We start from the raw sequence: 24387 nt of genomic DNA, 5'->3' as shown, positions 1-24387 counted from the left end.
CGCCGCCGGACGGGACGAACGTCCCGCAGGATTGGAGGAGGGTGCGACAGAACGTGATGCTGGCGCATGACACAAAGAGGCAAACAGCCACGCGTCAGCGTGCGTAGCGCAGGCATCCTTGCCTGCCGTGGTTAGAATATCGCGCGAAGCGCGGCATTCTTTTTTAAAAAAGTCAGCGGCGCTTCGCGCCTTTTGTTTCGACGGCAGGCAGGATGCCTGCGCTACGCGCTGACGCGAGCCCGCTGCCCTGGTCCATTCCGTTCTTGGGTGCGCTGTCTCCGCAAACGCCGCCCATGAAAGCCGCCACGTGCGCGCGCAACTGCGGGAAATACGTGTTGAAGTCGGAGCGGAAAGCCTCGTGGTTTTGCGCGAGGATGTCGGTCGCGGCGGCGAGATCGAAGGGGCGGCGCAGGCGGGAGGAGAGGCGGGCGAGCGCGGCGCGGATGCCGGCCAGCTCGCGGTAGCCGCACAGCCAGTCGTGCTCGATCATGAGGTCGAAACGGGCGTTGAGGTCGTCCGGCAGGAGAGTCCGCTGGGAGCGGAAGCCGTCGTAGATTTCGGCGGCGAAGGCGGGCAGGGGAATCCCGGCATGGGATGCCCAGTCGCGCGCGAGGATATGGTCGTAGAAGACGTCCACCAGCACGCCGGCGAAGCGGCGGTAGTGCGGGCCGACGCGCGCCATGCTGCGACGCACGACCGGATGCGCATCGGTGAACGCGTCGATGCGCCGGTGGCATTCCGCGCCGCGTTGGAATTCCTCCGGCAGCGCGGCGATGCACGCGGGCGTGGTGAAGTCCGGCAGGAGGCTGCCGATGCGAAACGCGGGCGCCGGTTTCGAGAGGTGGAGATGCGCGAGCCAGTTCACGGGGTTTCGGTTTCGTTGCCCAGGTGCATCCTGACTTCGGCGACGAACCTTCCGAATCCGGGGACGCCGGCCTCCGATGCGGAGATCTTTTTCGGGCGCGTTTTTTTGTGCGGGTAAAAATTCGCGGAGTCCCCGGCGTTTTCAACCGACCAGCGTGCGATTTCCTTCCAGCGGAGATGAAATCCCAGAGGCGTTTTCCGGATGCCTTCCGGAGTGACGTGGATTTGCCTAAGGCAGGCAACCACCGAGGCGGCGGTCCTGCATGACCACCCAAGCAGGAGGAATGCAGCCAGCATCATGAACGGTTTGTCCGGGACGCCAAGAAACACGACAACACATACACATGCGGCAAGCATGATCCCGTTGAAAAGGAGCATTCCCAGCCGGGGCGCGAGTCTGGGGCGAAAGGTCTTTTGCTGCGGACGAGGCATCACGGAAGTATGAATGCTGCCGCCGTCCCCCTCATGTGGCAAACCAGGATTCCGGCATCGGACATCGGGGTGACCGAAAAGAAAAACGCGCGGCGTTTTGGGCCGCGCGTCGGGTGGTGAGTCGTTGTTTGCAGCTCCCGGGAAAGCTCAGACAATCTCGCAGGCGCCGCCGGCGCAGGCCACGATGTCCTTGAGGTTCGTCTCGTCGGTGGCCTCGCGCATCTTCGTGTAATCCACGCGGCGCGGCTTGAGGGCGTTCCACTTGGCGACGTCGGTCTCGGTGACGATCTCCTCGCGCGGGGCCTGCGGATAGACTTTGTCGCCCGCATCCTGCAGGAGCGAGACGCCGGTGAAGGATTCGCGGTTCTCCCAAATGAATTCGGCCACGTCGTTCCACTCGTCCTGGCGCACGGTGCAGGTGTTGGAGACGTTGTGGTGGAGGTTGGGCGAGCGGGACTCGGGGTCGCCGCCGGGGATGACCCAGGAGTGCTGCACGAGGGCGACGAGCTGGAGGAACTGGACGGCGTTGATGTCCTTGCGGAGGATCGCCTGCGGCGCGGCCTCGACGGGGAAGCTGATGACGTCGTCGGTCTCGGGGCTGTAAACGGATGCCTCGGCCATCTGCGGGTTGATGCTCTTGAAGAAGGCGTAGATGGGCTCCTTGCGGTTGGCCTGCACGCGGCGGAAGTAATGGCGGGCGTGGTGCGGGTGGATGCCGCTGGCGGCGTTGAGGAGGAGCGAGGCGGTGCCCTCGGGCTTGCAGGTGGTGAGCTTGGCCGCGGGGCGGATGCCGATGAGGCGCGCGACGAGGCGGTTGGTGGCGCGGCAGAGGCTGGCGCCGCGGGCGAGGATGTCGGAGTCGAAGAGGATGTTGGGATTGTCCATGAACCCGCAGATGGAGACGCCGAGGAGGGCGTCGTGCTCGTTGATGAGGCGGGTGACGGGCCCGAGGTAGGGCATGTCGGTGTAGGCGGCTTGCAGCGTGCCGATGGCGGTGGCGGCGATGCAGGCGGAGTAGAAGGCTTCCTCGGTCTCGGCGGCGCGGCCGTTGATGGTCGTCAGATTGCACATCTGGAAGCCGGAGAGCCGGTTGATGCCGGGGAGCTCGCCCTTGTAGCCCCAGGCGAGGAGCTTGCTGTATTCCTCGCCGGAAAGCTCCCAGTCCACCACGGGGAGGAGGTTGATCTCGGCGCAGGGGTTGCAGCCGGCGTCGGGATGGTCGCAGAAGAAGAAGCCGGGCTCGCCGAATTCCTTCTGGGCCTTGAAGAGTTTCTTGAAGTTTTCGTGGTTGTTCTCGGCGCGGGCGAGGACGGCGGAGTTGTTCGAGGCGGAGCGCTGGGGGTATTTTTCGAACCAGTTGCCGGTCTTGGCGTTCATCATTTCCTCGTCGTCGGGGGAGAAGAGGCAGATGGTGGCGGAGCGGCGGATGCCGCCGGCGAGGACCGCCTTGGCCACGAACATGTTGATGTCGTAAACCTCGATCGGGCGGAGGGCGCGGCCGGAGGCTTGGTTGAGGATTTCCTCGACCTGATTGAGCGCGCGCTTGAGGGGGAGGTGGCCGGGGGCCTTGCCGCCGGAGGTCTTGAGGGCGATGCCGCGTCCGCGGATGATCGAGTAATCGAACTCGATTTTTTTGCTCTCGTAGAAGGAGATGAAGAGCGCGTGGAGCGCGTCGGACCAGCCCTCGATGGTGTCGCCGATGTGGTAGTGCCAGACGGGGAGGTCGTATTCGTTGCCGCGGGCGGGCAGCGGGGGCAGGAGGGCGACGTGGTGTTTTTGGACGGAGAAGCCGACGCCGCAGCCGCTGAGGAGGAGGTAGAAATATTCGCGGAAAAACTCGACGCGGTCCACGTTGGCGAAGCTGCAATTGAACATGCGGCTGTGGTTTTTCAGGATGGCCTCGCCGCCGAATTGCATGGAGCGCATGGAGGGGAGGACTTCCTTGGAGGAGACCTTGTCGAAGACGAGGTGGATGAGGTCGTGGAGGGTCTTGCCGCCGAGGGCGGCGGTGAGTTGCGCGGCGGCGGGGCCGGCGAGCCCGGCGATGTCGGCGGGCAGCGTGGCGGGGATTTTCGCGTCGAGCTTGCTGGCAAAGAAGGTGCTGTGCATGTCGCGCACGCGTTCCACGGCCTCGGGGAAGGTCTCGCGGCGGCCGAGCTCGGGGCGGTAGCGGGCGTATTTGGCCATGGCGATGTAGTCGCCGAGGCCGTTTTCCTCGTATTTGGCCAGCCGTGTGGTGGCGTGCTGGATACGGTAGAGGACGTAGGAGCGGGCGACCTCCCAGTTGCCGGAGGCGGCGATGGCCTTTTCGGTGGCGTCCTGCACCTGCTCGATGGTGGGATGCTTGCCGTCGCGGTAGTAGAGCTCGAGCATCTGCGAGACGCCCTCGCCGATTTTCACGGCTTCGATGAAGGTGTCGTTGTCGAGGCCGTATTGGGCGAGGAAGTCGTCGCGGGAGGGATTGGGGGCGTTGTCGTTGCGGACGTCGTAGAAGGCGAGGGCGATGGCGCGGGTGATTTTGTTCTGGTCAAAGCGGGCGCGGGAACCGTCGCGTTTTACGACCATGCGGGCATCCGCAGGGATGGAACGGTTCAGCAGCTGGGCGCCCTTCGGAGCGGTCGCGGAAGAGTCGGAGGGAAGGATGTTGGCGATGGAAATTGGGCTGTTTTTTTTCATAGGGCGGAAAGGTTCCATGTAGTGGGCTAATTTTTTGGCAAGGCGAGTCTTTTTGTTGTTAAATGGCAAATTTTTTTTGGTTTCATAACTGATTATGGGGCAATTTGCTGGAAAGTTATTCACAGGGGAATACTTCATGTAAAAATTGCGCGGGAAAGAATTTTTTACAAGTCAAATCCGCAGCTTTTTTTGAGAAAAAACGGCTTGAAATTACACGATTATCCGCTTGGGCGGATACAGTGCCGGCGCGGCTTGAACCGCCGCCGTCTTGTGAGGGTTTTACTGAAGCATAAAGCGGGGTTTTTTGCAAATTGACTGCCCGCTTGGATACATGCCTTGGAGACAAAAATCCGATGCAAAATTTGACCGAAAGGACATGATTTGCACAACAGGATGAATACAGCGCGAAAGGCCGCCGCCGGCCCCGGAAGGCGTATCACCGGTCCGCGCCTCAGCCCTTCAGCGCGCCCGCCGTCACACCGCGCACGAGATGTTTTTGCAGCGCGAGATAGATGAGCAGGATGGGGATCGTCACGATGATCACGCCCGCGAAGAGCATGGCGTAGTCGTTCTGGTATTGCGCGGTGATGGAGAGGTTTGCCAGCCCGATGGGCAGCGTGCGCGCGCTGTCGCCGCCCGCGCCCGAGGTGAACATGAACGCGAAAAAATACTCCTTCCAGATGCCGATGAACTGGAAGATCGCCACGGTCACGAGCCCCGGCCGCGCCAGCGGGAGCATCACGCGCCAGAACGCCCCGGCCTCGCCGCAGCCGTCCACCACCGCCGCCTCGTAGAGCGAGCGCGGCAGCGCGCGGAAAAATCCCGCGAGGATGAACACCGCGAACGGCAGCCCGTTGGCCGTGTAAACCAGCACGAGGCCGAGGCGCGAGTTGAGCAGGCCGAGCGCGCGCAGCTCGAAGAACAGCGGCACCACGCTCAACTGCACCGGGATCATCAGCCCCGCGAGAAACAGCCAGTAAACGGCGTTGCCCAGCGGATGATGGAACCGGCTGAGCGCATACGCCGCCATCGAGCCGAGCAGCAGGATCAGCGCCACGGAGGCCGACGTGACCGCGACGCTGTTGAAGAAATACGCGCCGAACCGCGCCTCGCTCCACGCCCGCGCGTAGTTGCCCCACTGGAGCACGTCGAGTTCCGGCAGGGCAAACGCGTCGCGAAACACCGCCTCGTCGGGCTTGAGCGAGCTGTAGGCCACCCACGCCATCGGGTAAACCACCCACAGCAGATAGCCGCACAACGCCGCGAAAACCAGCCGGCGGGAAAGATCGTGCCGTTGTCTTTTCATTCCGGCTCCTCCCGTGTTTTCATCGCGCGCAGCACCAGCGCGGAGCCGGCCATCACGAGCACGAACATCACCACCGCGATGGCCGTGGCGCGGCCGATCTGGAACTCCTTGAACATCGTCGAAACCATCAGCGTGCTCAGCACATGCGAGCCGCTCGCCGGGTCCTGCGAGGTGAGCAGCCAGACCATTTCAAACGTGTTCAGCCCCGCGATGACGATGAACACCGCCGAGATGGCCAGCACGCCGCGGATGAGCGGCAGCGTGATGGTGAAAAACTGCCGCGCCGCCGACGCGCCGTCCAGCTCCGCCGCCTCGTAGAGCTCCGGGTTGATGCCCTGCATCGCCGCGAGGTAGAGCACGAGGTTGAACCCGCACGCCATCCACAGGTAAATCGGGATGAGCGCGCGATACAGGTTTTCCGGCGACAACCACGCGAAGCCCTCGAACGCCTGGAGCCACCCGATGCCCGTCCACGCGCCCAGCCGCGCGAGCGCCGCGTTCACCAGGCCGCCGTGCGGGTCGTAGGCGTGCATCCACAGCAGCGTCGCCGCGATGCCGCCGAGCAGGTTGGGAAACAGAAACACCGCGCGAAACACCCCCGCGCCCCGCACGCCGCGATGTATCAGCGCGGCCAATACAAGGGCCAGCGGCACCACGAACAGCGTCGGCACCACCATGAGGTAGAGGTTGTTTTTTAACGCGAACCAGAACGTGTCGCTCTCCAGCAGCAGCCACTTGAAATTGAACAGGCCCGCCCACGACCGCTCCGAAAACCCGTCCCAGCGCGTGAACGCCCACGCCAGCGAGGCCGCGCCCGGCGCGATGACGAACGCGCCGAACAGCGCCAGCGCCGGCCCCACGAATCCCGCCGCGAACGCGGGCCGCAGCGTGGCGCGCCGTCCCCGGGTGGCGCGCGCCGGCAGGGCGGCGTCCTTTCCCGCGCCGCCGCCCCTGCCTTCCGGCGGCGCTTTCGCCGCGGGCCGTCCGCCCCGCGTCCGCGCTCCGCCGAGCCAGCCGCCCGCCAGCGCCGCCACCGCCAGCAGCAACGCCGCCGCCTTCAGCGGATGCCGCGCCTCCACCCGGCCGGGATCCGCCGCGCGCGCCCGCTCGCGCGCCGCCGCCGCTTCCAGTTGCGCGCCAAACTCCGCCGCCGTCGCCCGCCCCGTCATCAACTGCTCGCGCGCGTCGGTCATCGCCTGGCTGATGAGCGCCTGGAACTCCGCCGACGCCGGCGGCGCCGAGTCGAACACCGCCGGCGCGTCGCGCGTCATCGCCGCGATCTGCCGCATCGCGTGCGACGCGTAATCCTCCGGGCGCACCGCGCGCAACGCCACCGGCGCGTCGAGCGTCCGGGCAAATGCCCGCGCCCGCTCCCGCGAGGTGAGGAACCGAAAAAAATCCACCGTCGCCCGCTCGCGCTCCGCGTCGCCCGTCGCGAACAAAAAGTAATACGCGCTCTGCGCCTGCACCGCGCCCGTCGCGCCGCGCGAGCCGGCGGCCACGCTCCCGCCCGCCGCCGCCGGCTCGCCGTCCGCGAACACCGGCAGGTTGAATGCGCCCAGCCGGAAGCCCGCCGGGATTTTTCCGCGCATCTCGCTCACGAACCACGACGCGCTCACCGTCATCGCCGCGCGTCCGTCGAGAAACGCCTGCTGCGCCGCCGTGTGCGTCATGCCCTCCCAGCCGCGCAGCAGCCCGCCCGCGCTCACGCGCCGCAGCACCTCCGCCGCGCGCACGAACCGCGGGTCGTTGTAGGCGCCCGGCATCAGCTCCTGATACGCGCGAAATCCCTCCGGCCCGGCGAGGTTGTAGTGCGCCGCGCGCAAAAACGCGTCGCCGTAGCGCATGTAAACCCCCGGCAGCGTGAGCGGCGCGACGTCCGCCCCGCGCATGTCCTCGCACAACGCGAAAAACTCGTCCCACGTGCGCGGCACGCTCCAGCCTCGGGCCTCGAAAAGCCCTTCGTTATAAAACACAACCCACACCGCATGGGCAAACGGCAGCGCAAACGCGCGCGAAGTGGCACGGGCGACTCGCCCGTGTTCGTGCGGCGGAAACATGGGCGAGTCGCCCATGCCACCCGAATCCACGGGCTGGCAGCCCGCGCCGCTTTCGCGCGTCCAGCGGTCGAGCACGCCGGGCAGAAACGTGTCGCGCCAGCGCGCGTCGCCTTCCCAGTTCGGTCCGTCGAGCCACGGCGCGAGGTCGAGGATCCGGCCCGAGCCGATGAGCGTGTCATAGAGCAGCACCGCGTCGGTCGCGTCGGGCGGTTCGTCCGCCATCACGCGGATGCGCACCTTTTCATGCACGCGCGCATCGCCGGAAATGTTGACCCGCACGCCCGGGCGCAGCCGCTCGAACTCCCGCGCGGTTTCCTCGAAAAACGCGCTCCCGTATCCCGCCGTGAGGATCGGGATGTCGAGCGCGACGGCGCGCCCGCCATCGCCGTCCGCCCGCAAAAGGCCGCTCGCGAAACACAGCACCAGCGCGAACAGCGCCGCCGGCAGGCGGCCACTGCGCGCGGCGGCGCGTGGCGTAGCGCAGGCATCCTGCCTGCCGTCGAAAACGAAAGGCGCGAAGCGCCGCTGACTTTTTTCCAAGGAACAAGTGCCGCGCTTCGCGCGAATTTCTTTCCGACGGCAGGCAAGGATGCCTGCGCTACGGGGTTTGCCCGGGCCGGTTTGATCTTGCGCGCCATGATCTCCTGCCGCGCGTCCGCCGGCAGTGGGTGTTTCCGCAAAACTGTTTTCGCCGCGCCCGCGCATCGCATTCAGCCGCGCTGGCGCACGGCTTCGAACAGCGTGATGATGGTCGCCATCGCGACGTTGAGCGAGTCGGCCTGGCCGGCCATCGGGATGCGCACGCGCGCGTCGCTTTCGCGCAGCCAGAAATCGCTCAGGCCGTATTGCTCGCTGCCCATCACGATGGCGAGCGGGCCGCGCAAATCGGTGTCGGTGTAAAGCGCGTCGGCCGACGGCGTGGTGGCGACGGCGCGGATGCCGCGCCCGCGCAGCCACGCGCGCACCGGGCTGCTTTCCTCCACGACCACGGGCACCGAGAAGAGCACGCCGGTCGAGGAGCGCACGACGTTGGGGTTGAAGATGTCGGTGACCGGGTCGCACACGATCACCGCGTCCGCGCCGGCCGCGTCGGCGCTGCGCAGGATGGTGCCGAGATTGCCCGGCTTTTCGATGGCCTCGACCACGAGCAGGAACGGAGCGCGGCCACCGGCGGGCGCGTCAAGCCGCGCGGCGAGGTCGGCGAGGGAGCGCCGCCATTGCGGCGCGGTGGCGAGCAGCCCGTCGGGGCGCTCGCGGTAGGCGACCTTGGCAAAGGCGTCCTTCGACAATTCGAAGAGCGCCGCGCCCGCCGCCGCCGCCCGCTCGATGAGCGCGGGCTCGTTTTCGCCCAGAAACCAGTCCGGCGAAAAATACAGTTCGGACAGCGCGATGTCCTTTTCGAGCGCGCGGCGGATCTGGCGGTAGCCTTCGACGAGGAACACGCCCGCCTCGTCGCGCGGACGCCGGTCGCGCAGTTTCACGAGCTGTTTCACGCGCGGGTTCTGGAGACTGGTGATTTTTTCGGCCTGCATCTTTGCCGCGAAGCCAACCACCAACTCCCGCCGGCTGGCAAGGATGCGTGCGCGGCGGCGGGCAGAAGGGGGTACCCCAAAGGGATGCCACCCGCCGGAATCTTTCCTCTTTATTCTTTCTCTTTCTCTTTCTCTTTCTCTTTCTCTTTCGTCAGGCACAAGCAGGGAGAAAGAGGAAAGATAAAGAATAAAGAGGAAAGATTCCGACGGGGGTTGCACACGGGCAAAAAGGGCGCGGGATTCCCCGTCCGCGCCTTATTTCGCCACGGGCAGGCGGATGGTCGCGCGGAGGCCGCCCTCGGCGCGGTTGGCGAGCACGATGTCGCCGCCGTGCGCGCGGACGATGGAGCGGGCGATGGCCAGGCCGAGACCGACGCCGCCGGTGGCGCGGTTGCGCGAGCTTTCCAGCCGGAAAAACGGCGCGAACACGCGCTCGCGGTCCTCCGCGGCGATGCCCGGCCCGTCGTCGTCGATGACGATGCCGAGGCATTCGGCCGCGAGGTCGAGGTGGACGCGCGCGCGCTGGCCGTAGCGCACGGCGTTTTCGATGATGTTGGCCAGCGCACGCTTCAGCCCGTCGGGACGGCAGCGGAAGGGAATGCGGTGCCCGTCGGCGAACTTCACGTCCCAGCCGAGGCCGGCGAGGTCGTCGCAGACGCTTTCGATGAGCGCGTCGATATCGACGGTGCGCGTGGTTTCCGCCGTCGATTCCTCGCGGGCAAAGGCGAGCACGGCCTGCGTCATCGCCTGCATGCCGTCGAGCGTGCCGATCATTTTTTCCCGCATCTCGGGGTCCTCGACATACTCGGCGCGCAGGCGGAGCGAGGTGATGGGCGTGCGCAGGTCGTGGCTGATGGCGGCGATCATCTGCGTGCGGTCTTCCACGAAACGCCGGAGGCGCACCTGCATGCGGTTGAAGGTGATGGCGGTGGCGCGGATGTCGTCGGGTCCTTCCTCGGGCAGCAGTTCCGGGCTCTCGCCGCGCCCGAGCCGTTCCGCCGAGCGGGCGAGCGTGCGCAGGGGGCACGAGATGCGCCGGGCGATCAGCCAGGCGGCGAAGGCAAAAAGCAGCGCGGTGGCGATGAGCGCGGCGTAATACTCGGTGGTGAGCCGCGTCTTCGTGAGGTAGTCGGGCTTGGCGAAAACGGTGTTGAGCCAGTCGCCATATCGACGGTGCGCGTGGTTTCCGCCGTCGATTCCTCGCGGGCAAAGGCGAGCACGGCCTGCGTCATCGCCTGCATGCCGTCGAGCGTGCCGATCATTTTCCCGCATCTCAGGGTCCTCGACATACTCGGCGCGCAGGCGGAGCGAGGTGATGGGCGTGCGCAGGTCGTGGCTGATGGCGGCGATCATCTGCGTGCGGTCTTCCACGAAACGCCGGAGGCGCACCTGCATGCGGTTGAAGGTGATGGCGGTGGCGCGGATGTCGTCGGGTCCTTCCTCGGGCAGCAGTTCCGGGCTCTCGCCGCGCCCGAGCCGTTCCGCCGAGCGGGCGAGCGTGCGCAGGGGGCACGAGATGCGCCGGGCGATCAGCCAGGCGGCGAAGGCAAAAAGCAGCGCGGTGGCGATGAGCGCGGCGTAATACTCGGTGGTGAGCCGCGTCTTCGTGAGGTAGTCGGGCTTGGCGAAAACGGTGTTGAGCCAGTCGCCGCCGCCGAGCCGGAGCGCGAAGCCGAAGCCGTTCCACGGCGCGAGGTCGAGCTGGCGCACGGGCAGGCCGACGAGCCAGGTGTCGGCCGGGAGTTCCTCCCATTCCGCGGCCGAGCGCCGGTCGAGCATCGGGTCGTGTTGAAACAGGCTGGGCGTGGGCTGCCCGTGGTCGGCGGAGAGCGTGTGGCGCAGGAGTTGCTCGCGCGCGGACTGCTGCCAGCCGGCGGACGACGCGGGCGGATCGGGCGTGAGCCAGTAGCGCGTGAGCGGGGTGCTCACGGCGGCGAGCGTGGCGGCGCGCTGGTCGGGCGGCGTCACCTGGACGAGGCGCATGGCGGAGGCGATGCGGCCGAGGCATTCGTCGCGCAGCACGCCGCGCATGCTGCGCTGGTGCTCGCGGTGGAACACATACAGCGACACGCCTTGCGAGAGCGCGATGGCGAGCAGCATCACACCGATGAGCTGGCTGCTGAGGGTGCGCAAACCGAAGCGTTTCATGCCGGTTCGATCTCGGTGGTGAACTGGTATCCGTCGCCCCAGCAGGTCTTGATGAGCACGGGCCGGGCGGGGTCGGTCTCGATTTTGCGGCGCAGGCGGCTCACCTGGTTGTCCACGCTGCGGTCCCACACATCGGCGGTGCGCCCGAGCGTGAGGTCGAGGAGCTGGTCGCGGCTGAGCACCGCGCCGGGATGTTCGAGAAACACGCCGAGGAGCCGGAACTCCGCGGTGCTCAGCGGCACGGCCACGCCGTCCGGCCCGAGCACCTCGCGGCGGCTCACGTCGAGCACCCGGTCGCCGAATCGCACTTTGCCGGCGCGCGCCGGCCCGCGGCGCGCGGGCTGGCCCTGGACGCGGCGCAGCACCGCCTTGATCCGGGCGAGCAATTCGCGCGGGTTGAACGGCTTGGTGAGATAGTCGTCGGCGCCCATTTCCAGGCCGACGATCCGGTCCGTGTCCTCGGCGATCGCGGTGAGGAAGATGATCGGCACCGGGCTGGCGGCGCGCAGGTCGCGGCACAGGCCCAGCCCGTCCGTGCCCGGCATCATGATGTCGAGCACGACGAGATCGGGCGGGCTGCTTTCCTGCAACCGGAGAAACGCGCCCGCGTTTTCCGCCGCGCTCACGCGGTAGCCGTGCTCGCCGAGATAGCGCATCACCAGCTCGCGGATTTCCATGTTATCGTCGACGACGGCGATGTGCGGCGCGGTTTCCATGTGCGGACTTCGGATGCGAGGTGAAATGTCGCCATGTTAGCACAACTTTTGCCGGGTGCTCCCCGAAAAGTGTAACAAAGTGTGCCGGCCGCCCCGGCCGCGGCACGATTTATTACAAAACAGTCGGCCCCCGGCACACCTTCGCAGCCCGGTTTCTGCTATGTTAAAGGCCTTCGTCATTCCGCCGCCCGCCAAAGCCGTCACGCCGCCATGTGGATCGTCCTCTTCGCTCTCCGCTACAAATACACCATCGGTGTCCTCGCCATCCTCATCCTGTTGTTCGGCATCATGTCGGCCCGGCGCATGTCCATCGACATCCTGCCGCGCGTGGACAGCCCGGAACTCATGGTCGTGTGGACCTACGGCGGGCTCAACGCCGCCGAGATGGCGTCGAAACTCACCTCGTTTTCCGAGATCGCGATCCTCAACAACGTGGACGACCTCGTCGAGGTGCGCTCCGAGACCTCCAACGGCACCGCGCTCATCAAGCTGCGTTTCCAGCCCTACGTGGACATCAACACCGCGATGACGCAGACGACCGGCGTCTCGCAGACGATCCTCCGGCGCATGCCCGCGGGCACCACGCCGCCGCTCGTCGTGCGCACCAGCCCGTCGAGCGTGCCGATCATCCAGCTCGTGATGTCGTCGGACATCATGTCGGGCGGCCAGCTTTTCGACTACGCGCGCCTCGCCCTGCGCGCGCAGCTCCAGAGCGTGCCCGGCATGCGCATCTCGCTGCCCTACGGGGGCGCGTCCCGGCAGGTGATGGTCGATCTCGATCCCGACGCGCTCAATGCCTTCGGGCTGTCCGCCGCCGACGTGAGCGCCGTGATCGGCCGCCAGAACCTCACGCTTCCCTCCGGCTCCCTGCGCGAGGGCGAGCGCGAACTGCCCGTCGAAATCAACGCCAGCCCGGACAACATCCAGGAATTTCTCGACCTCCCGCTGCGTTCGGTGGACGGCAAGATGATCCTGCTGCGCGATGTTGCCAACGTGCGCGACGGCGAGGCCGTGTCCACCAACATCGCCCGCCTCAACGGCCAGAACGCGGTCATGGTTTCCATCCTCAAGCTCGGCAACGCGTCCACCGTCGACATCATCGACGGCATCCTCGCGCGCATGCCCGAGATTCGCGCCTCCGCGCCGCCGGGCATGAGCATCGAGCCGATCTTCGACCAGTCCGTCTTCGTGCGCGCGGCGGTGGACGGCGTGCGCCACGAAATCCTGCTCGTCGGCGGTCTCGTCGCCGCCGTCGTGCTGCTCTTCCTCGGCTCGTGCATCACGCCATCGAGCACGCCGTGGAGCGCGCCGCCCGCCTCCAAGGGCGCATCCTCGGCGCGCTTCTGGTGCGGCGGCGCTGGCTCATCCTCCTGCCGTCCGCCGCCGCCGTCGCGCTGGGCTGCTTCGCCGCCTTGCAGTCGGGCCGGGAGTTTTTCCCGGCCACCGACGCCGGCCTCATCCGCCTCTTCATCCGCGTGCCGAGTGGTATCCGGGTCGAGGATACCGCTCGCATCATGGCCGACGTGCAGCGCGAGATTCGCGGCCTCATCCCGCGCGACGAGCTGCAATTCGTCGTGGAAAACATCGGCACGCCCAGCCCCGTCAACCAGGCGTGGGTGGAGACCACCGCCATCAGCTCGGCCGACGGGGAAATCTTCGTGCAGCTCGCCGCGGAACACGGGCCGAGCGAGCGCTACATCGGAAACATCCGCGCCATGCTCGCGGAAAAGTTTCCCGGGGTGCAGGCGTTTTTCCGTCCCGCCGACGCCACCAGCCAGACGCTGGCCTCGGGCGCGCCGACGACCTTCGAGGTGCGTTTCAGCGGCCGCGACATCGCGGGCAACCTCGTCCTCGCGCAGGAGTTCCGCGGGCGGCTCGCGGAAATCCCCGGCGCCGCCGACGTGACCCTGCGCGAGGTGCTCGACCAGCCGGGCTACGCGATCCGCGTGGACCGCGCCCGCGCCGCCACCCTCGGCATCACGCAGCAGGACGCGTCCGGCGCGCTGCTCGCCGCGCTGGGCAGCGGCGGCTCGGTGGCGCCCAGCTTCTGGTCCGACCCGGCGACGGGCGCGGCCTACGACGTGCAGGTCATCGCGCCGCCGTCGGTTCTCACCTCGGTGGAGCAACTGCTCAACCTGCCCATCCGCCCCTCGACCGGCGGCGGCGCTCCCGTGCCGTTGCGGACCTTTGCCACGGTCGGGGAGAAGCGCGCGCCGGCGAGCGTGTCGCGCACCACCATGCAGCCGACCTGGACCGTGGTGGCCAACGCCGCCGGGCGTGACCTCGGCGGCCTCACCGCCGATCTCGAAAAAATCATCGACGAACTCCGCCCGCGCCTGAAGCCGGCCAACCGCATCGAGCTGGCCGGGCAGGCTGCGCTCATGCGTTCGTCCTATTCGGAACTGATCGGCGGGCTCGGCCTGTCGGCGGTGCTGGTGTTTCTGGTCATGGTGGTGAACTTCCAGTCGTGGAGCCTGCCGTTCGTGGCGATCAGCGGCCTGCCAGTGGCGGTGTCGGGCGCGCTTTTTTCCCTCTGGCTGACCGGCACGCCGCTGAGCGTGCCCGCGCTCATGGGCATCATCATGGTGGTCGGCGTCTCCACGGCCAACAGCGTGCTCGTGAGCAGCTTCGCCCGCGACCTGACCAACGCCGGCGTGTCCGCGCCCGATGCGGCGGTCAACGCCGCGACCACGCGCCTGCGCCCCGTGCTGATGACGGCGCTGGCGATGATTCTCGGCGTCATCCCGATGGCGATCGGCCACGCCGAGGGCGGCGAACAAAACGCCCCGCTCGGCCGCGCCGTGATCGGCGGCCTCGTCTTCGGCACCTGCGCCTCGCTGTTCCTTGTCCCGATCGTGTTCGCCACCGTGCGCGCGCGGTTCGGGGCGAAAACGTCCGTCTCCTGATGCATCTCCCGGTTCTTTTTCAGGGTATTTTCCAACATCTCATGAACTCTGCCACATCACTCCGTCTCAGTGTCGTCCTGTCGCTGCTCGCCGCCGTTCCGGCGCTGGTCGCGCAGGACAACCGGACCACTGTCCGCACCGTCGCGCCGTCCACGGCGACGGCTTCCCGCGTTTACCAAATCCCCGGCCGCACCGAACCCTACGAGGCCGTCAGCGTTTATACCCGGGCCACCGGCATCGTCCGCGAGCGCAAGTTCGACATCGGCGACATGGTGCGGGCCGGCGACGTGCTCGCCACCGTGGATGCCCCGGAAATCGACCGCGCGGTCGAGAGCGCCCGCGCCGCCGTGGACCAGGCCATCGCCCGCGAAAAAAACGCCCGCGTGCTCGCCGGGCGTTCCACTAATCTGCTCGGCGCCAGGGCGATTTCGCTGGAGGAATCCGAGCAGCGCACCACGACCGCCACCGAGACCGAGGCCGCCGTGCGCGCGGCCAGGGCGGAACTCGCCCGGCTGGAGGAATTGCAGAAGTTCGCCACCGTGCGCGCACCGTTCGACGCCGTGGTCTCCGCGCGCAATTTCGACCGCGGCGACCACGTGCGCGGCGATGCCGCGGCGACCGACGGCTGGCTTTACCGGGTCGCGCGCATCGACCGGCTGCGGTTTGCCATCAATGCCTCGCCCGACATCGCGCTGCGCCTTGCCGTCGGCGCGGAGGCGACCGTGCGCTTCAACGAAATGCCGGGCCGGGTCTTTACCGCGCAGGTGGCGCGCTTCAGCCGCGTCTTCGACACGGCCTCCGGCACGATGCGTGTCGAGCTGTTGCTGGAAAACCCGGATTTCATCCTGCCCGCCGGGCTGACCGGCACCGCGGCGTTCGAGCTGGCGCCGTCGCCGGGCACGTTTGTCGTGCCCACCAACACGCTGGTGGTCGATCGCGGACGGACCACGATCGCGGTCGTGAACGGGGGCCGGGTGGCGTTCAGCGAGGTCCGGCCCGGCCGCAATCTCGGCCCGAGCATCGAGGTGACATCCGGCGCGCTGGCCGCGGACACGGCGGTGATCGTCAATCCCAACGCCATGCTGCGCGCGGGCGACCCGGTCGATGTGCTGCCGATGGGCAAGTAAGGCATCCCCTGGAGGGCTCGTCTGCCCGCTCAGCTTTTCCGCGCGAACCGGTTTTCCGTGCCGTTGAGCAGGCGCACGATGTTTGCGCGGTGGCGGTAGGTCACAAACATGCCGATCGCCGCCGACAGCCACACGATCTGCACCGGCGGGAAACCCCACAGGCGCGCCGTCACAAAACTCGTCACCGGCAGCGACAGCGCCGCGAGAATCGATGCGAGCGACACGTAGCGGCTCGTCTTGAACACGCCCACCCACAGCGACGCAGCCAGCGCGATGGACAGCGGCATCAGCACGAGAAAACCGCCCGCGCCCGTCGCGATGCCCTTGCCGCCCTTGAAGCGCGTGAAGCACGAAAAACTGTGCCCGAGCAGCGCGCCCACTAGGCCGGCGATGGCCGCCCACAACCACAATATGGTTTCAAACGGTTCGTTGACTCCGGCGACAACACCACCTCGCAAACGGTATTTTAGCATTTGGCACAGGAATACCGCATACGGCCAGCCCGCCGCCACCGCGCCCTTGAGCGCGTCGAGCGCAAACACGAGATTGCCCGCGCGCTTCCCGCTCGCGCCAAACTTTTCGCCGAGCACGCGCTTCACGTTGGTCGCCCCCGGGTTTTTGCTGCCGTGCTCGAAAATGTTTATTCCCTTCGAGCGTGCGACGAGAAATCCGAATGGCAGCGCGCCGAGAAAATAGCCGATGACAACGGCGGAGATGATGGAAATCAGCATGATGAAATCAGGCGTGCGGGGAACGTGGTTGAAGCGAATGATGGCGTCGGAATGACGTTGAGTGGAGCCATCGACTCAAAAGCCCGGCATCGCGATGGCAACGCGAAACGGGAGCGGGAGCCGGTTCGGACGGACACGCTTGACCGCCGGACATGCAGGGCATTTTCATCAGCATTTTCGCCCGTTGCCCTGACCGCCGCATCATGAGAATCATCCGCCACCTCGCTCCGACCGGCCCGGCTTTTGCCGTGCTTCAACCCGACGGCTCCGCGCTCGCCATCGAAGGCGATCTGCTGGGCGACTGGCGCGTGACCGGCCGCCGCGCCATGCCCGGCGGGCTGCTTGCCCCGCTGCCGGTGCGCCCGCCCAATATCATGGCCATCGGGCTGAACTACCGCGCGCATGCCGAGGAGTCGGGCAAGGGGCTGCCGCAGCGCCCGATGCTTTTCATGAAAAACACCGCCAGCGTGCAGCACCCCGGCGCCCCCATCAGGATTCCCACGCACCTGGCCAGCCATAAAGTGGACTACGAGGGCGAACTCGCGGTGGTCATCGGCCGCGATTGCAAGAATGTTTCGCAGGCGGATGCGCTGTCCTATGTTCTTGGATACACAGCGGCCAACGATGTCTCCGCCCGCGACTGGCAGGAAGAGTGGGGCGGGGGGCAGTTCTGCCAGGGCAAGGGCTTCGATACCTTTTGCCCGCTCGGCCCGGCGCTCGTGACCGCGGATGAAATTCGCGACCCGGGCAGCCTGCGCCTCACCACCACGCTCAACGGCCGCGTCATGCAGGATACGTCCACGTCCGACATGGTCTTCGACGTGGCCGCGCTCATCGCGTTTCTCAGCGGCAGCAAGACGCTGCTGGCCGGCACCGTTATCCTGACCGGGACGCCGCATGGCGTCGGGGCCGCGCGAAAGCCGCCGGTTTTCCTGCAACCCGGCGACACGGTGAGTGTGCGCATCGAGGGCATCGGCGAGCTCGTGAACCACGTTGCGCTCGAATAGTACGCCGGGATGGCATGCCGGGCGGGAAACGGGTCTATATCATTCGGCGGATGGGAAATGAATAATGCCTGTTTGCGGACGGGCTTTATGCTTCAGGCAGGGCCATTTCAGTTCGCGAAGGCATAAGTAATTTCAGGCATAGGAGATTCCCCCACACCGCCCGGGGGGGTACTCCTACCCGGCAGACGCTTGCACCGGTCTTGAGATGAAGGAAATATGCAAATCGAAAGGCTATGATTCCAGCAATTATGACAATCATGGTCGTCCAACGCAACTAACATGCATGTATAGTGGGAAAGCTAAACTATGAAGACGCCTGCAAAATTCATATTGTCCGCGGCCTTTGCCGCCGGCCTGGCATTTACGGCCAGTGCCCAAATCAGTCCATCGTTTCCGAGCGGTATTAATCTGTTCTCATCGCCATCAGCGACCAACGTCGCTCTCTACAACGCCCAGTTCGGTTCCGGCGCGAGCCTGTTCCTGCAGAATCTGTATTTTGACACCACCGTCACGGTGCCCAGTGTCATCAATACGTGGACCCCTGGCCAGGCCAATGTGTCCGGCTTGTGGGAAGCTGGCGGAGGCGCGGTCAAGGCCATCTATCTGGGCAAGACTGCCGGTTGGGAAAATGACTTTGGCTATGTGAGAATCCCGCCCGGGCCCCCCAATTACGTCCCGCTTGTCACGGACGTGACCAGCGGCAACCCCGTCAGCGGATATGAGTATATTGTCAACTATGACGCGGGCGAGACGCTCGACTTCTTTATCAATAGCGGAGGGCCGGTCGGCGAGGGCGGATTGTTCTATGCCTTCGGGCTCTCCAATGAGTATGCCGGGGCGGATAGCTCTGTGCATACCTATTGGTCCTCCGTCCTCGTCAATACCGAATACTGGGATGGCAGCGCATGGGTGACCGGCCTTGTCCCCACGATCCTGGTCGGGTTCGAGGATGTGCGCAACGACCAGGGATATTACGATCAGGATTTTAATGATTTTGTCGTGGCCTTCCAGTTCCTGCCCGCCCAGCAAATCGCCGTTCCCGAACCCGCCACCTACGGCTTGATTGGCGCGGGTGCTTTGCTCGGGCTTGTGGGGTATCGCCGTTTCAGGGCGTCCCGGCACCAGCCCGCCCCCGCCCAATCCGTCTAGGGCATGTGGTCATGCCGTGGCAGCCGGCAAACTGGAGGGGTTGTCCCTTCAGGCGAGTAGCAGACGCTGAAACGGTTTATAGTATTCTCTCAAAATGGTAGGGCGAGGCGTCCCCGCCGAGCCGCGGCTCAGCCGGAGGCTTCGCCCTGCCGGCGCTACCGCTCCAATATTAAAATAGTCACACAAGGCCGCCCCGCTGGCATGGGGCGGCTTTTGCGTAGTTGGGCAACCTTGGAAAAAAGACTCGATGGCCAACGGGTCATAATACCCCGGCCGGGTTTGTGGCCTGAAATATTGTCAGGTTTCCCCGACGCGATGTGACCCATTGGGTTACATCGCCAGCGGCGGCGGTGGTCCTGTCAAACTATTCTAGAGGGATGCCTGGCCCGGATACCCGGAGGGGAAATCGCCGGCCATGGAGTGGTCCTGGGTGATTATTATCTTCTTATGCACAGGAGTGATACCCAGGACGGAGAGCCTCGAGATGACTTCCTCGAGCTCCCTTGGATTGTTCGGAGAAAAGAGTTTGGCCTTGGCGAAATGCAGCTCTGTCTTGGGGCTTCCGCTATTGAGGAATTTCGCGAAAAAACCGCGGCCGATGGCAAGCACGGTGGCGGCCTGGGCGGTGATGGGCTCCGGCGGCGCGGCGGGGGTGACATGGGCCAGGGCCTCCTCGATGGTCCTGCCATATCCCCGGTAGGTGCCATGTTTTGTCGTGAAGGTGAATTCCGTGTATTTGTGCGAAAGTCTGGCCCGCTCTATGAACGTGATTTCTTCCAGGGTAAGTTTTTGAGCCTCTTGATTCTTGGGATGTAAAGTCATAACTTGTTATCATGGATTGGAGGAGGCGCACTGCAAGGCGCGGCGGATTAAAACTTGGTTAAATGGAGTATTTCTTATCGCATGATGCGGCATCGTGAAGATGTGATTATGCGGACGGTGCCGCATGGTTTATATTATTCAGGCTAATCCGGCGTCTCATGGGGAAATAAACAAATGCGGGCGGCTCCGCCGGCCTGTCGCAACCGGCGCGGATGTTTATCATGTCATAGAATATGATAATCAGTCCGCAATCGGATTTCACTTTCTGGCGCGCAAGATATTGGATTATAAAATCTTCAGTTTTGCTAATAATGGTTTCCCCTACATTGATCGCGGACATACTCCTACCCGCCGATTACTTGCAATTTTGGGGAAGGGAAGGCAACGTGCAGGGTAAACCGCTGTGATGCGTGTGCCGCAACCGGCAAAATCATCCAGCACCCCGCATGCATGTATAAAATGGAAATAAAACCATGAAGACGTCTGCAAAACTCATGTTGTCCGCGGTCTTTGCCGCCGGACTGACCTTCACCGCCAATGCCCAGATCGGCGCGCCGTTTCCGAGCGGCGTGAACCTGTTCTCATCACCGTCGGCCACCAATCTCGGCCTCTATAACGCCCAATTCGGCGTGGGAGCCAGTTTGTTCGGCCAGAATTTGTATTTTGATTCGACCGACACGGTTCCGAGCATCATCAGCACCTGGGCGCCCGGGCAGGCCGACGTATCGGGATATTGGCAGGCTGGCGGCGGCGCGGTAAAGGCCGTCTACCTCGGCAAGACTGCCGAATGGGAAAACGATTTCGGTTATGTCAAGATTCCGCCAGGGCCCCCGAGTTACGTGCCTCTCGTCACGGACGTGACCAGCGGCAATCCGGTCAGCGGCTACGAGCATGTCGTCAATTACGGCGCCGGCGAAACCTTGGACTTCTTTGTCAACAGCGGAGGGCCGGTCGGCGAGGGCGGATTGTTCTACGCTTTCGGGCTTTCCAATGAATATGCCGGGACGGACGCCTCGATCCATACTTATTGGGCCTTGGCCTCGGTCCTCACCAATTACTGGGACGGTTCCGCTTGGGTGACGGATTTTGTTCCGACGATCCTGGTCGGATATGAGGATGCGCGCAACGACCAAGGCATCTATGATGAGGACTTTAATGACTTCGTCGTGGCCTTCCAGTTCCTGCCCGCCCAGCAAACCGCCGTGCCCGAGCCCTCGACCTACGGCTTGATCGGCGCCTCCGTGTTGCTGGGTCTCGTCGGTTATCGCCGTTTCAAATCGAGCCGCCGCCAGGCCGCGGCGACTTGATTGCGCGGCGTGCCGGCAACGACAACACATCCACATGGCCCGGCCGCCCCGGAAAAGGGGCGGCCTTTTTTATGCATTCCGGTCGCGGGCCGCCGGCGCCATGCGATGGCGGCAAATGCCGCGGGCGCGTTTCCCGCCAGGGGAAAATATATAATGGCGACGGGCGGCGGCCGGGCTTGTAAGGGATTCCCCCAGCGGCCAAGCGGGGCCGTCCTTACCATGAACGCCTTGCCTCGTTATTTTCCCCGGTCAGCCTGTATTTGAAGCAGGAGAAGTGCGGCCCTTTGGCGGCATGGCGACCTGCCTGTTCTGTATAAACCAAAATCAGAAAAGCCATCATGAAAAAAATACGTGCCAGCCTATTGGCAATCACGGGTTTTGCCGCCTTGCTCGCAATGCCCTTGAATGCACAGCTACCTGACCCGTTGCCAGCTACCAACTCGTTTGCGCCGCCAGTCTACGCAAGCAATGTGGTCAGCTACAGCGCGGGACTTGGAAGCTTTTACTTCTCATCCGACGCCACCGTGCCAAGTGTGATTTCCACATGGAACGACGGGGCCATCAATCTGACCAGCATACTCGGCTACAACCCCTTTGATTATGCAGGGTTAGTAAAGGCGATCTATATCGGCGAAACCGCCACGTGGTTGAATGACTTCGGCTACATGTCCAGCGCGGCGCCCGGCGTGCACACCCCCCTGCTCACCGGCATCGACAGCGAGACGAACGCCGTCAGCGGTTATGAGGTTTATATTCCCCATGCCGCCGGCGAGACGCTGGATTTCTTCCTCAACAGTGGCGGCGAAGGCGGTGTGTTCCATGCCTTCGGCGCGATCAACGACTATTCCGGAAGCGACCTCTCGTTGCACACCAAGTGGACGGTGACACAGGTGGAGACGACCTACATCGACGCCAATGGCGACCTTGTCACCGGCCTCCTCGACACGCTGCTTGTCGGTTTCGAGGACGCCCGCAACTCGGCGGCGTTCTACGATGCCGACTTCAACGACCTCGTCGTCGCCTTCCAGTTCATTCCGCCGCGCGCGACCGCCGTTCCCGAGCCCTCGACCTACGGCTTGATCGGCGCGGGTGCGTTGCTCGGGTTTGTCGGCTACCGCCGTTTCAAGGGTTCCAAGTCCCAGCTTCCCGCCGCGGCCGCCTGAGGGCGCAGCCGCATGCCGGGCAAGCAAGGGCCGGATGGACCGTGGCGGCCAGCCTGTTTGCAATCGAGTTCCATAATATGCATTGACGCCCCGGCGGTCCCCGACCGCCGGGGCGTTTTTGCATCACCGCGCCGCCAGCCGCCGCACCAGCGCGTATAACATGGCCAGCCGCGGCGCATCCACCCCGGCGGCGCGCGCGCGCCTCAGCGGCTCGCCCCAGATTGATTCCACCTCGACTTCCCGCCCTTCCAGGAAATCGATCAGGCTCGACGGCTTGTAAGGTCCCATGGCTTTCGTCACCTCGATCTGTTTTTCGACAAATTGCGGCGGGATCTCGCAGCCGGTCACCGCCCGCGCCGCCGCCACGATTTCGAGCATCAGGGCCCGCGCCGCCGCCAGCAGTTCCTCGTCGCCGGTCAGCACATCCGTCGTCACACCGCCCGCGGCGATGGCGAGTCCGTTGAAGGGCACATTCCAGACCAGTTTTTTCCAGCGCAACTCCGCGAGGTTGTCGCTCACGATCGTTCTGACCCCGGCCCGCGAGAACATGTCCGCCAGCGCGCGCACCCTCCCGCCCGCCGGCCGCTGGAATTCCCCGAAGCTCACCGAGCCCGGCGTGAGGCAGACGATCTCGCCCGGCGCGACGCGGTTCACGCCTATAAAGCACAGGCCGCCCGCCACGCGCTCCGCGCCGAACAATCGCGCCAGTTCCTCGTCGGAGCCCAGCCCGTTTTGCAGCGTCACGATGGTCGTGCGCCCGTGCACCAGCGGCCCGAGCAGCCGTCCCAGCGCCGCATTGGCGGTCGTTTTCAGCGCGACCAGCACCAGGTCGCATGGGCCGATCTCCTCCGGCGTCCCGGCGGCGTGCACTCCGGGCAGGACGATTTCCTCGTCCGGCGTCTTCACGCGCAGCCCGCGCTCGCGCACCCGGGCCAGATCACTGCGTATCAGGAAACGCACGTCCCCGCCCGCCCGGGCCAGCCGGGCGCCGTAATAACATCCGATGGCGCCCGCCCCCACGATTGCGATTTTCGAAAACAATTTTTCCATGGCCGGGAACTCTGCGCCGCCTGTGCCAAAGAGAAATAAAAAAATAATTATGAGCGGACGCAGGGCGTTCATTCTTTTTCGAGCTTCAGGGCATTTTCACAAGCCCGTCCGTATTCATCATGTATCACAAGTGCACTGTGATATATTAACACTTTTTTGTGTCTTTTCGCATCGCGACCTCGCCCGTATGCAGACATCAACATTAAACAATCCCCTTGGCCGTGGACGGGATGCGGCCGGGTGGATGTCCCTGCAGTCAGTGAAAGTTTAACGCAGTTTCAAAGAAAGGACACCCATGGTTCCAAAAAACAACGCACTTCGCGGCCTGCTCGAAACTGATGGCAACTCCGACTCCGCCCCGCTGCCCGGTTCCCAGCCAGTCATGCCGCCGGATGCGCCGCCATCGTTTCTGGAAAAAAACGATCCGCCCGCACCCTCCGAGGCGCTCCCGCTCGAGCGGAGCAACCTCCAGCTCTACCTTCAGGAAATAGGGAAGACACCGCTCCTCTCGCAAAAGGAGGAGGTCGCGCTCGCCCGCCGCATCCAGCGCGGGGACCGCGAGGCCCGCGACCACATGATAAAGGCCAACCTGCGCCTGGTGGTGAAGATTGCCCATGATTACAAGGACTTCGGCCTGCCCATCCTCGACCTGATCAGCGAGGGCAACATCGGCCTCATCAAGGCGGTCGAGCGTTTCGATCCGCGCAAGGGCGGCAAACTCTCCACCTACGCCGCCTGGTGGATCAAGCAATCCATCAAACGCGCCCTCGCCAACCAGAGCAAAACCATCCGCCTGCCCGTCCACCTCGTGGACAAGATCTCCAAGATGCGCCGCACCGCGATGGCCCTCACCGAGGAGCTCGGGCGCGAGCCCACCGACGAGGAACTCGCGATGGAGCTCCAGGTGCCGACCAGCAAAGTCGCGCACCTCAAATCCGTCAGCGTGCGCCCCACTTCGCTGGACGCGCCCATCGGCGACGACGGCGATTCGGCCACCTTCGGCGAAATCGTCAGCGACGAAAACGCCATCAACCCGTTCGACAGCCTGCGCGACCGGAACCTCAACTCCGATCTCCGCGCGATGGTCAACTCGCTCGATCCGCGCGAGGCCGAGATCATCAAGCTCCGCTTCGGGCTCGAAGGCGCGACCGAGATGACGCTCGAGGAGGTCGGACGGAAATTCCGCGTCACCCGCGAGCGTGTCCGGCAGCTCCAGAACATCGCGCTTTCCAAGATGCGAAAGGCCATGGCGAAAAACGAAAACCAGCGCACCCTCGACGAAATCGCCGAGGAGGACCGCCAGCGCAAACGCATGGAAGTAATCCGCGAGTTCATCGAGACCAGCGCGCGCCGCCCGCTGTTTAATTAAGGCGCGCGGCGGCCTCGCAAAA

At 64.9% G+C, this 24387-nt stretch carries 17 protein-coding genes and 3 pseudogenes; 8 read left to right on the top strand and 12 right to left on the bottom strand.

Annotated elements, in window-relative coordinates; all coding sequences use genetic code 11:
• Positions 1-172: 172 nt before the first annotated feature.
• The 9 genes and pseudogenes from OH491_RS11685 to OH491_RS11650 all read right to left on the bottom strand — a co-directional run bounded on the left by OH491_RS11685 (position 173) and on the right by OH491_RS11650 (position 11734).
• Positions 173-865 (bottom strand): ACP phosphodiesterase, encoded by a 693-nt coding sequence (locus tag OH491_RS11685; RefSeq protein ID WP_068771251.1) that lies wholly within the window; start codon positions 863-865, stop codon positions 173-175.
• The gene (locus OH491_RS11680) at positions 862-1221 is read right to left on the bottom strand and encodes a hypothetical protein (protein ID WP_145928903.1); all 360 of its coding nucleotides are present in this window, start codon (positions 1219-1221) and stop codon (positions 862-864) included. Before OH491_RS11680 ends, OH491_RS11685 begins: the two co-directional genes overlap by 4 nt.
• 222 nt (positions 1222-1443) lie before the next feature.
• Positions 1444-3972 (bottom strand): ATP cone domain-containing protein, encoded by a 2529-nt coding sequence (locus OH491_RS11675; protein ID WP_334319451.1) that lies wholly within the window; start codon positions 3970-3972, stop codon positions 1444-1446.
• A gap of 451 nt (positions 3973-4423) precedes the next feature.
• Positions 4424-5278, bottom strand: coding sequence for a carbohydrate ABC transporter permease (locus OH491_RS11670; RefSeq protein ID WP_068771253.1), 855 nt, complete (start codon positions 5276-5278; stop codon positions 4424-4426).
• Positions 5275-7878 carry an extracellular solute-binding protein gene (locus OH491_RS11665; RefSeq protein WP_342751029.1) on the bottom strand — a complete coding sequence of 868 codons (2604 nt, stop codon included), beginning with the start codon at positions 7876-7878 and terminating at the stop codon, positions 5275-5277. Before OH491_RS11665 ends, OH491_RS11670 begins: the two co-directional genes overlap by 4 nt.
• A gap of 170 nt (positions 7879-8048) precedes the next feature.
• The gene (locus OH491_RS11660) at positions 8049-8870 is read right to left on the bottom strand and encodes a TrmH family RNA methyltransferase (RefSeq protein WP_068771630.1); all 822 of its coding nucleotides are present in this window, start codon (positions 8868-8870) and stop codon (positions 8049-8051) included.
• A 255-nt stretch (positions 8871-9125) separates the two neighbouring features.
• Positions 9126-10034: pseudogene (locus OH491_RS28195) on the bottom strand (ATP-binding protein); the annotation flags it as partial.
• A 147-nt stretch (positions 10035-10181) separates the two neighbouring features.
• Positions 10182-10649: pseudogene (locus OH491_RS28190) on the bottom strand (HAMP domain-containing protein); the annotation flags it as partial.
• Between the two features lie 365 nt (positions 10650-11014).
• A complete protein-coding gene (locus tag OH491_RS11650) occupies positions 11015-11734 on the bottom strand; it encodes a response regulator (protein ID WP_068771255.1) in 720 nt (239 codons plus the stop codon).
• A 210-nt stretch (positions 11735-11944) separates the two neighbouring features.
• On the opposite strand from OH491_RS11650, the pseudogene OH491_RS11645 reads away from it, so the two are divergent.
• From OH491_RS11645 to OH491_RS11635, 3 genes and pseudogenes are all read left to right on the top strand, one after another.
• Positions 11945-12952, top strand: a pseudogene (locus OH491_RS11645) (efflux RND transporter permease subunit); the annotation flags it as partial.
• A gap of 56 nt (positions 12953-13008) precedes the next feature.
• Entirely contained in the window at positions 13009-14640 is a 1632-nt protein-coding gene (locus tag OH491_RS11640; RefSeq protein WP_342751027.1) for an efflux RND transporter permease subunit, read from the top strand.
• A gap of 41 nt (positions 14641-14681) precedes the next feature.
• Positions 14682-15767, top strand: a complete 1086-nt coding sequence (locus OH491_RS11635; RefSeq protein ID WP_068771257.1) for an efflux RND transporter periplasmic adaptor subunit — start codon at positions 14682-14684, stop codon at positions 15765-15767.
• A gap of 29 nt (positions 15768-15796) precedes the next feature.
• Here the strand turns inward: OH491_RS11635 and plsY are convergent, their stop codons facing one another.
• Positions 15797-16498 carry a glycerol-3-phosphate 1-O-acyltransferase PlsY gene (gene plsY / locus OH491_RS11630; protein WP_068771258.1) on the bottom strand — a complete coding sequence of 234 codons (702 nt, stop codon included), beginning with the start codon at positions 16496-16498 and terminating at the stop codon, positions 15797-15799.
• A gap of 203 nt (positions 16499-16701) precedes the next feature.
• Between plsY and OH491_RS11625 the strand changes: the two genes are divergently transcribed.
• Together OH491_RS11625 and OH491_RS11620 are read left to right on the top strand one after the other, a co-directional pair.
• A complete protein-coding gene (locus OH491_RS11625) occupies positions 16702-17505 on the top strand; it encodes a fumarylacetoacetate hydrolase family protein (RefSeq protein ID WP_068771631.1) in 804 nt (267 codons plus the stop codon).
• Between the two features lie 306 nt (positions 17506-17811).
• The gene (locus OH491_RS11620; RefSeq protein WP_084442355.1) at positions 17812-18654 is read left to right on the top strand and encodes a PEP-CTERM sorting domain-containing protein; all 843 of its coding nucleotides are present in this window, start codon (positions 17812-17814) and stop codon (positions 18652-18654) included.
• Positions 18655-19023: 369 nt separating this feature from the next.
• On the opposite strand, the gene OH491_RS11615 is transcribed toward OH491_RS11620, so the two are convergent.
• A complete protein-coding gene (locus OH491_RS11615; RefSeq protein WP_068771260.1) occupies positions 19024-19476 on the bottom strand; it encodes a hypothetical protein in 453 nt (150 codons plus the stop codon).
• A 473-nt stretch (positions 19477-19949) separates the two neighbouring features.
• Here OH491_RS11615 and OH491_RS11610 point away from each other — a divergent pair, with 473 nt between their 5' ends.
• The gene (locus tag OH491_RS11610) at positions 19950-20783 is read left to right on the top strand and encodes a PEP-CTERM sorting domain-containing protein (RefSeq protein ID WP_084442356.1); all 834 of its coding nucleotides are present in this window, start codon (positions 19950-19952) and stop codon (positions 20781-20783) included.
• Between the two features lie 338 nt (positions 20784-21121).
• Complete coding sequence (locus OH491_RS11605; RefSeq protein WP_084442357.1) at positions 21122-21946, top strand: PEP-CTERM sorting domain-containing protein; 825 nt, start codon at positions 21122-21124, stop codon at positions 21944-21946.
• A gap of 123 nt (positions 21947-22069) precedes the next feature.
• On the opposite strand, the gene OH491_RS11600 is transcribed toward OH491_RS11605, so the two are convergent.
• Positions 22070-22996, bottom strand: coding sequence for a 2-dehydropantoate 2-reductase (locus OH491_RS11600; RefSeq protein ID WP_068771632.1), 927 nt, complete (start codon positions 22994-22996; stop codon positions 22070-22072).
• Positions 22997-23291: 295 nt separating this feature from the next.
• Here OH491_RS11600 and OH491_RS11595 point away from each other — a divergent pair, with 295 nt between their 5' ends.
• The gene (locus tag OH491_RS11595) at positions 23292-24365 is read left to right on the top strand and encodes a sigma-70 family RNA polymerase sigma factor (protein WP_068771265.1); all 1074 of its coding nucleotides are present in this window, start codon (positions 23292-23294) and stop codon (positions 24363-24365) included.
• Positions 24366-24387: the final 22 nt, after the last annotated feature.

Origin of the sequence: Termitidicoccus mucosus (assembly GCF_038725785.1) — a bacterium.
GTDB lineage: Bacteria > Verrucomicrobiota > Verrucomicrobiia > Opitutales > Opitutaceae > Termitidicoccus > Termitidicoccus mucosus.
Note: the sequence above shows the minus strand (reverse complement) of the source record. Positions and strands in the feature narration are given on the sequence as shown.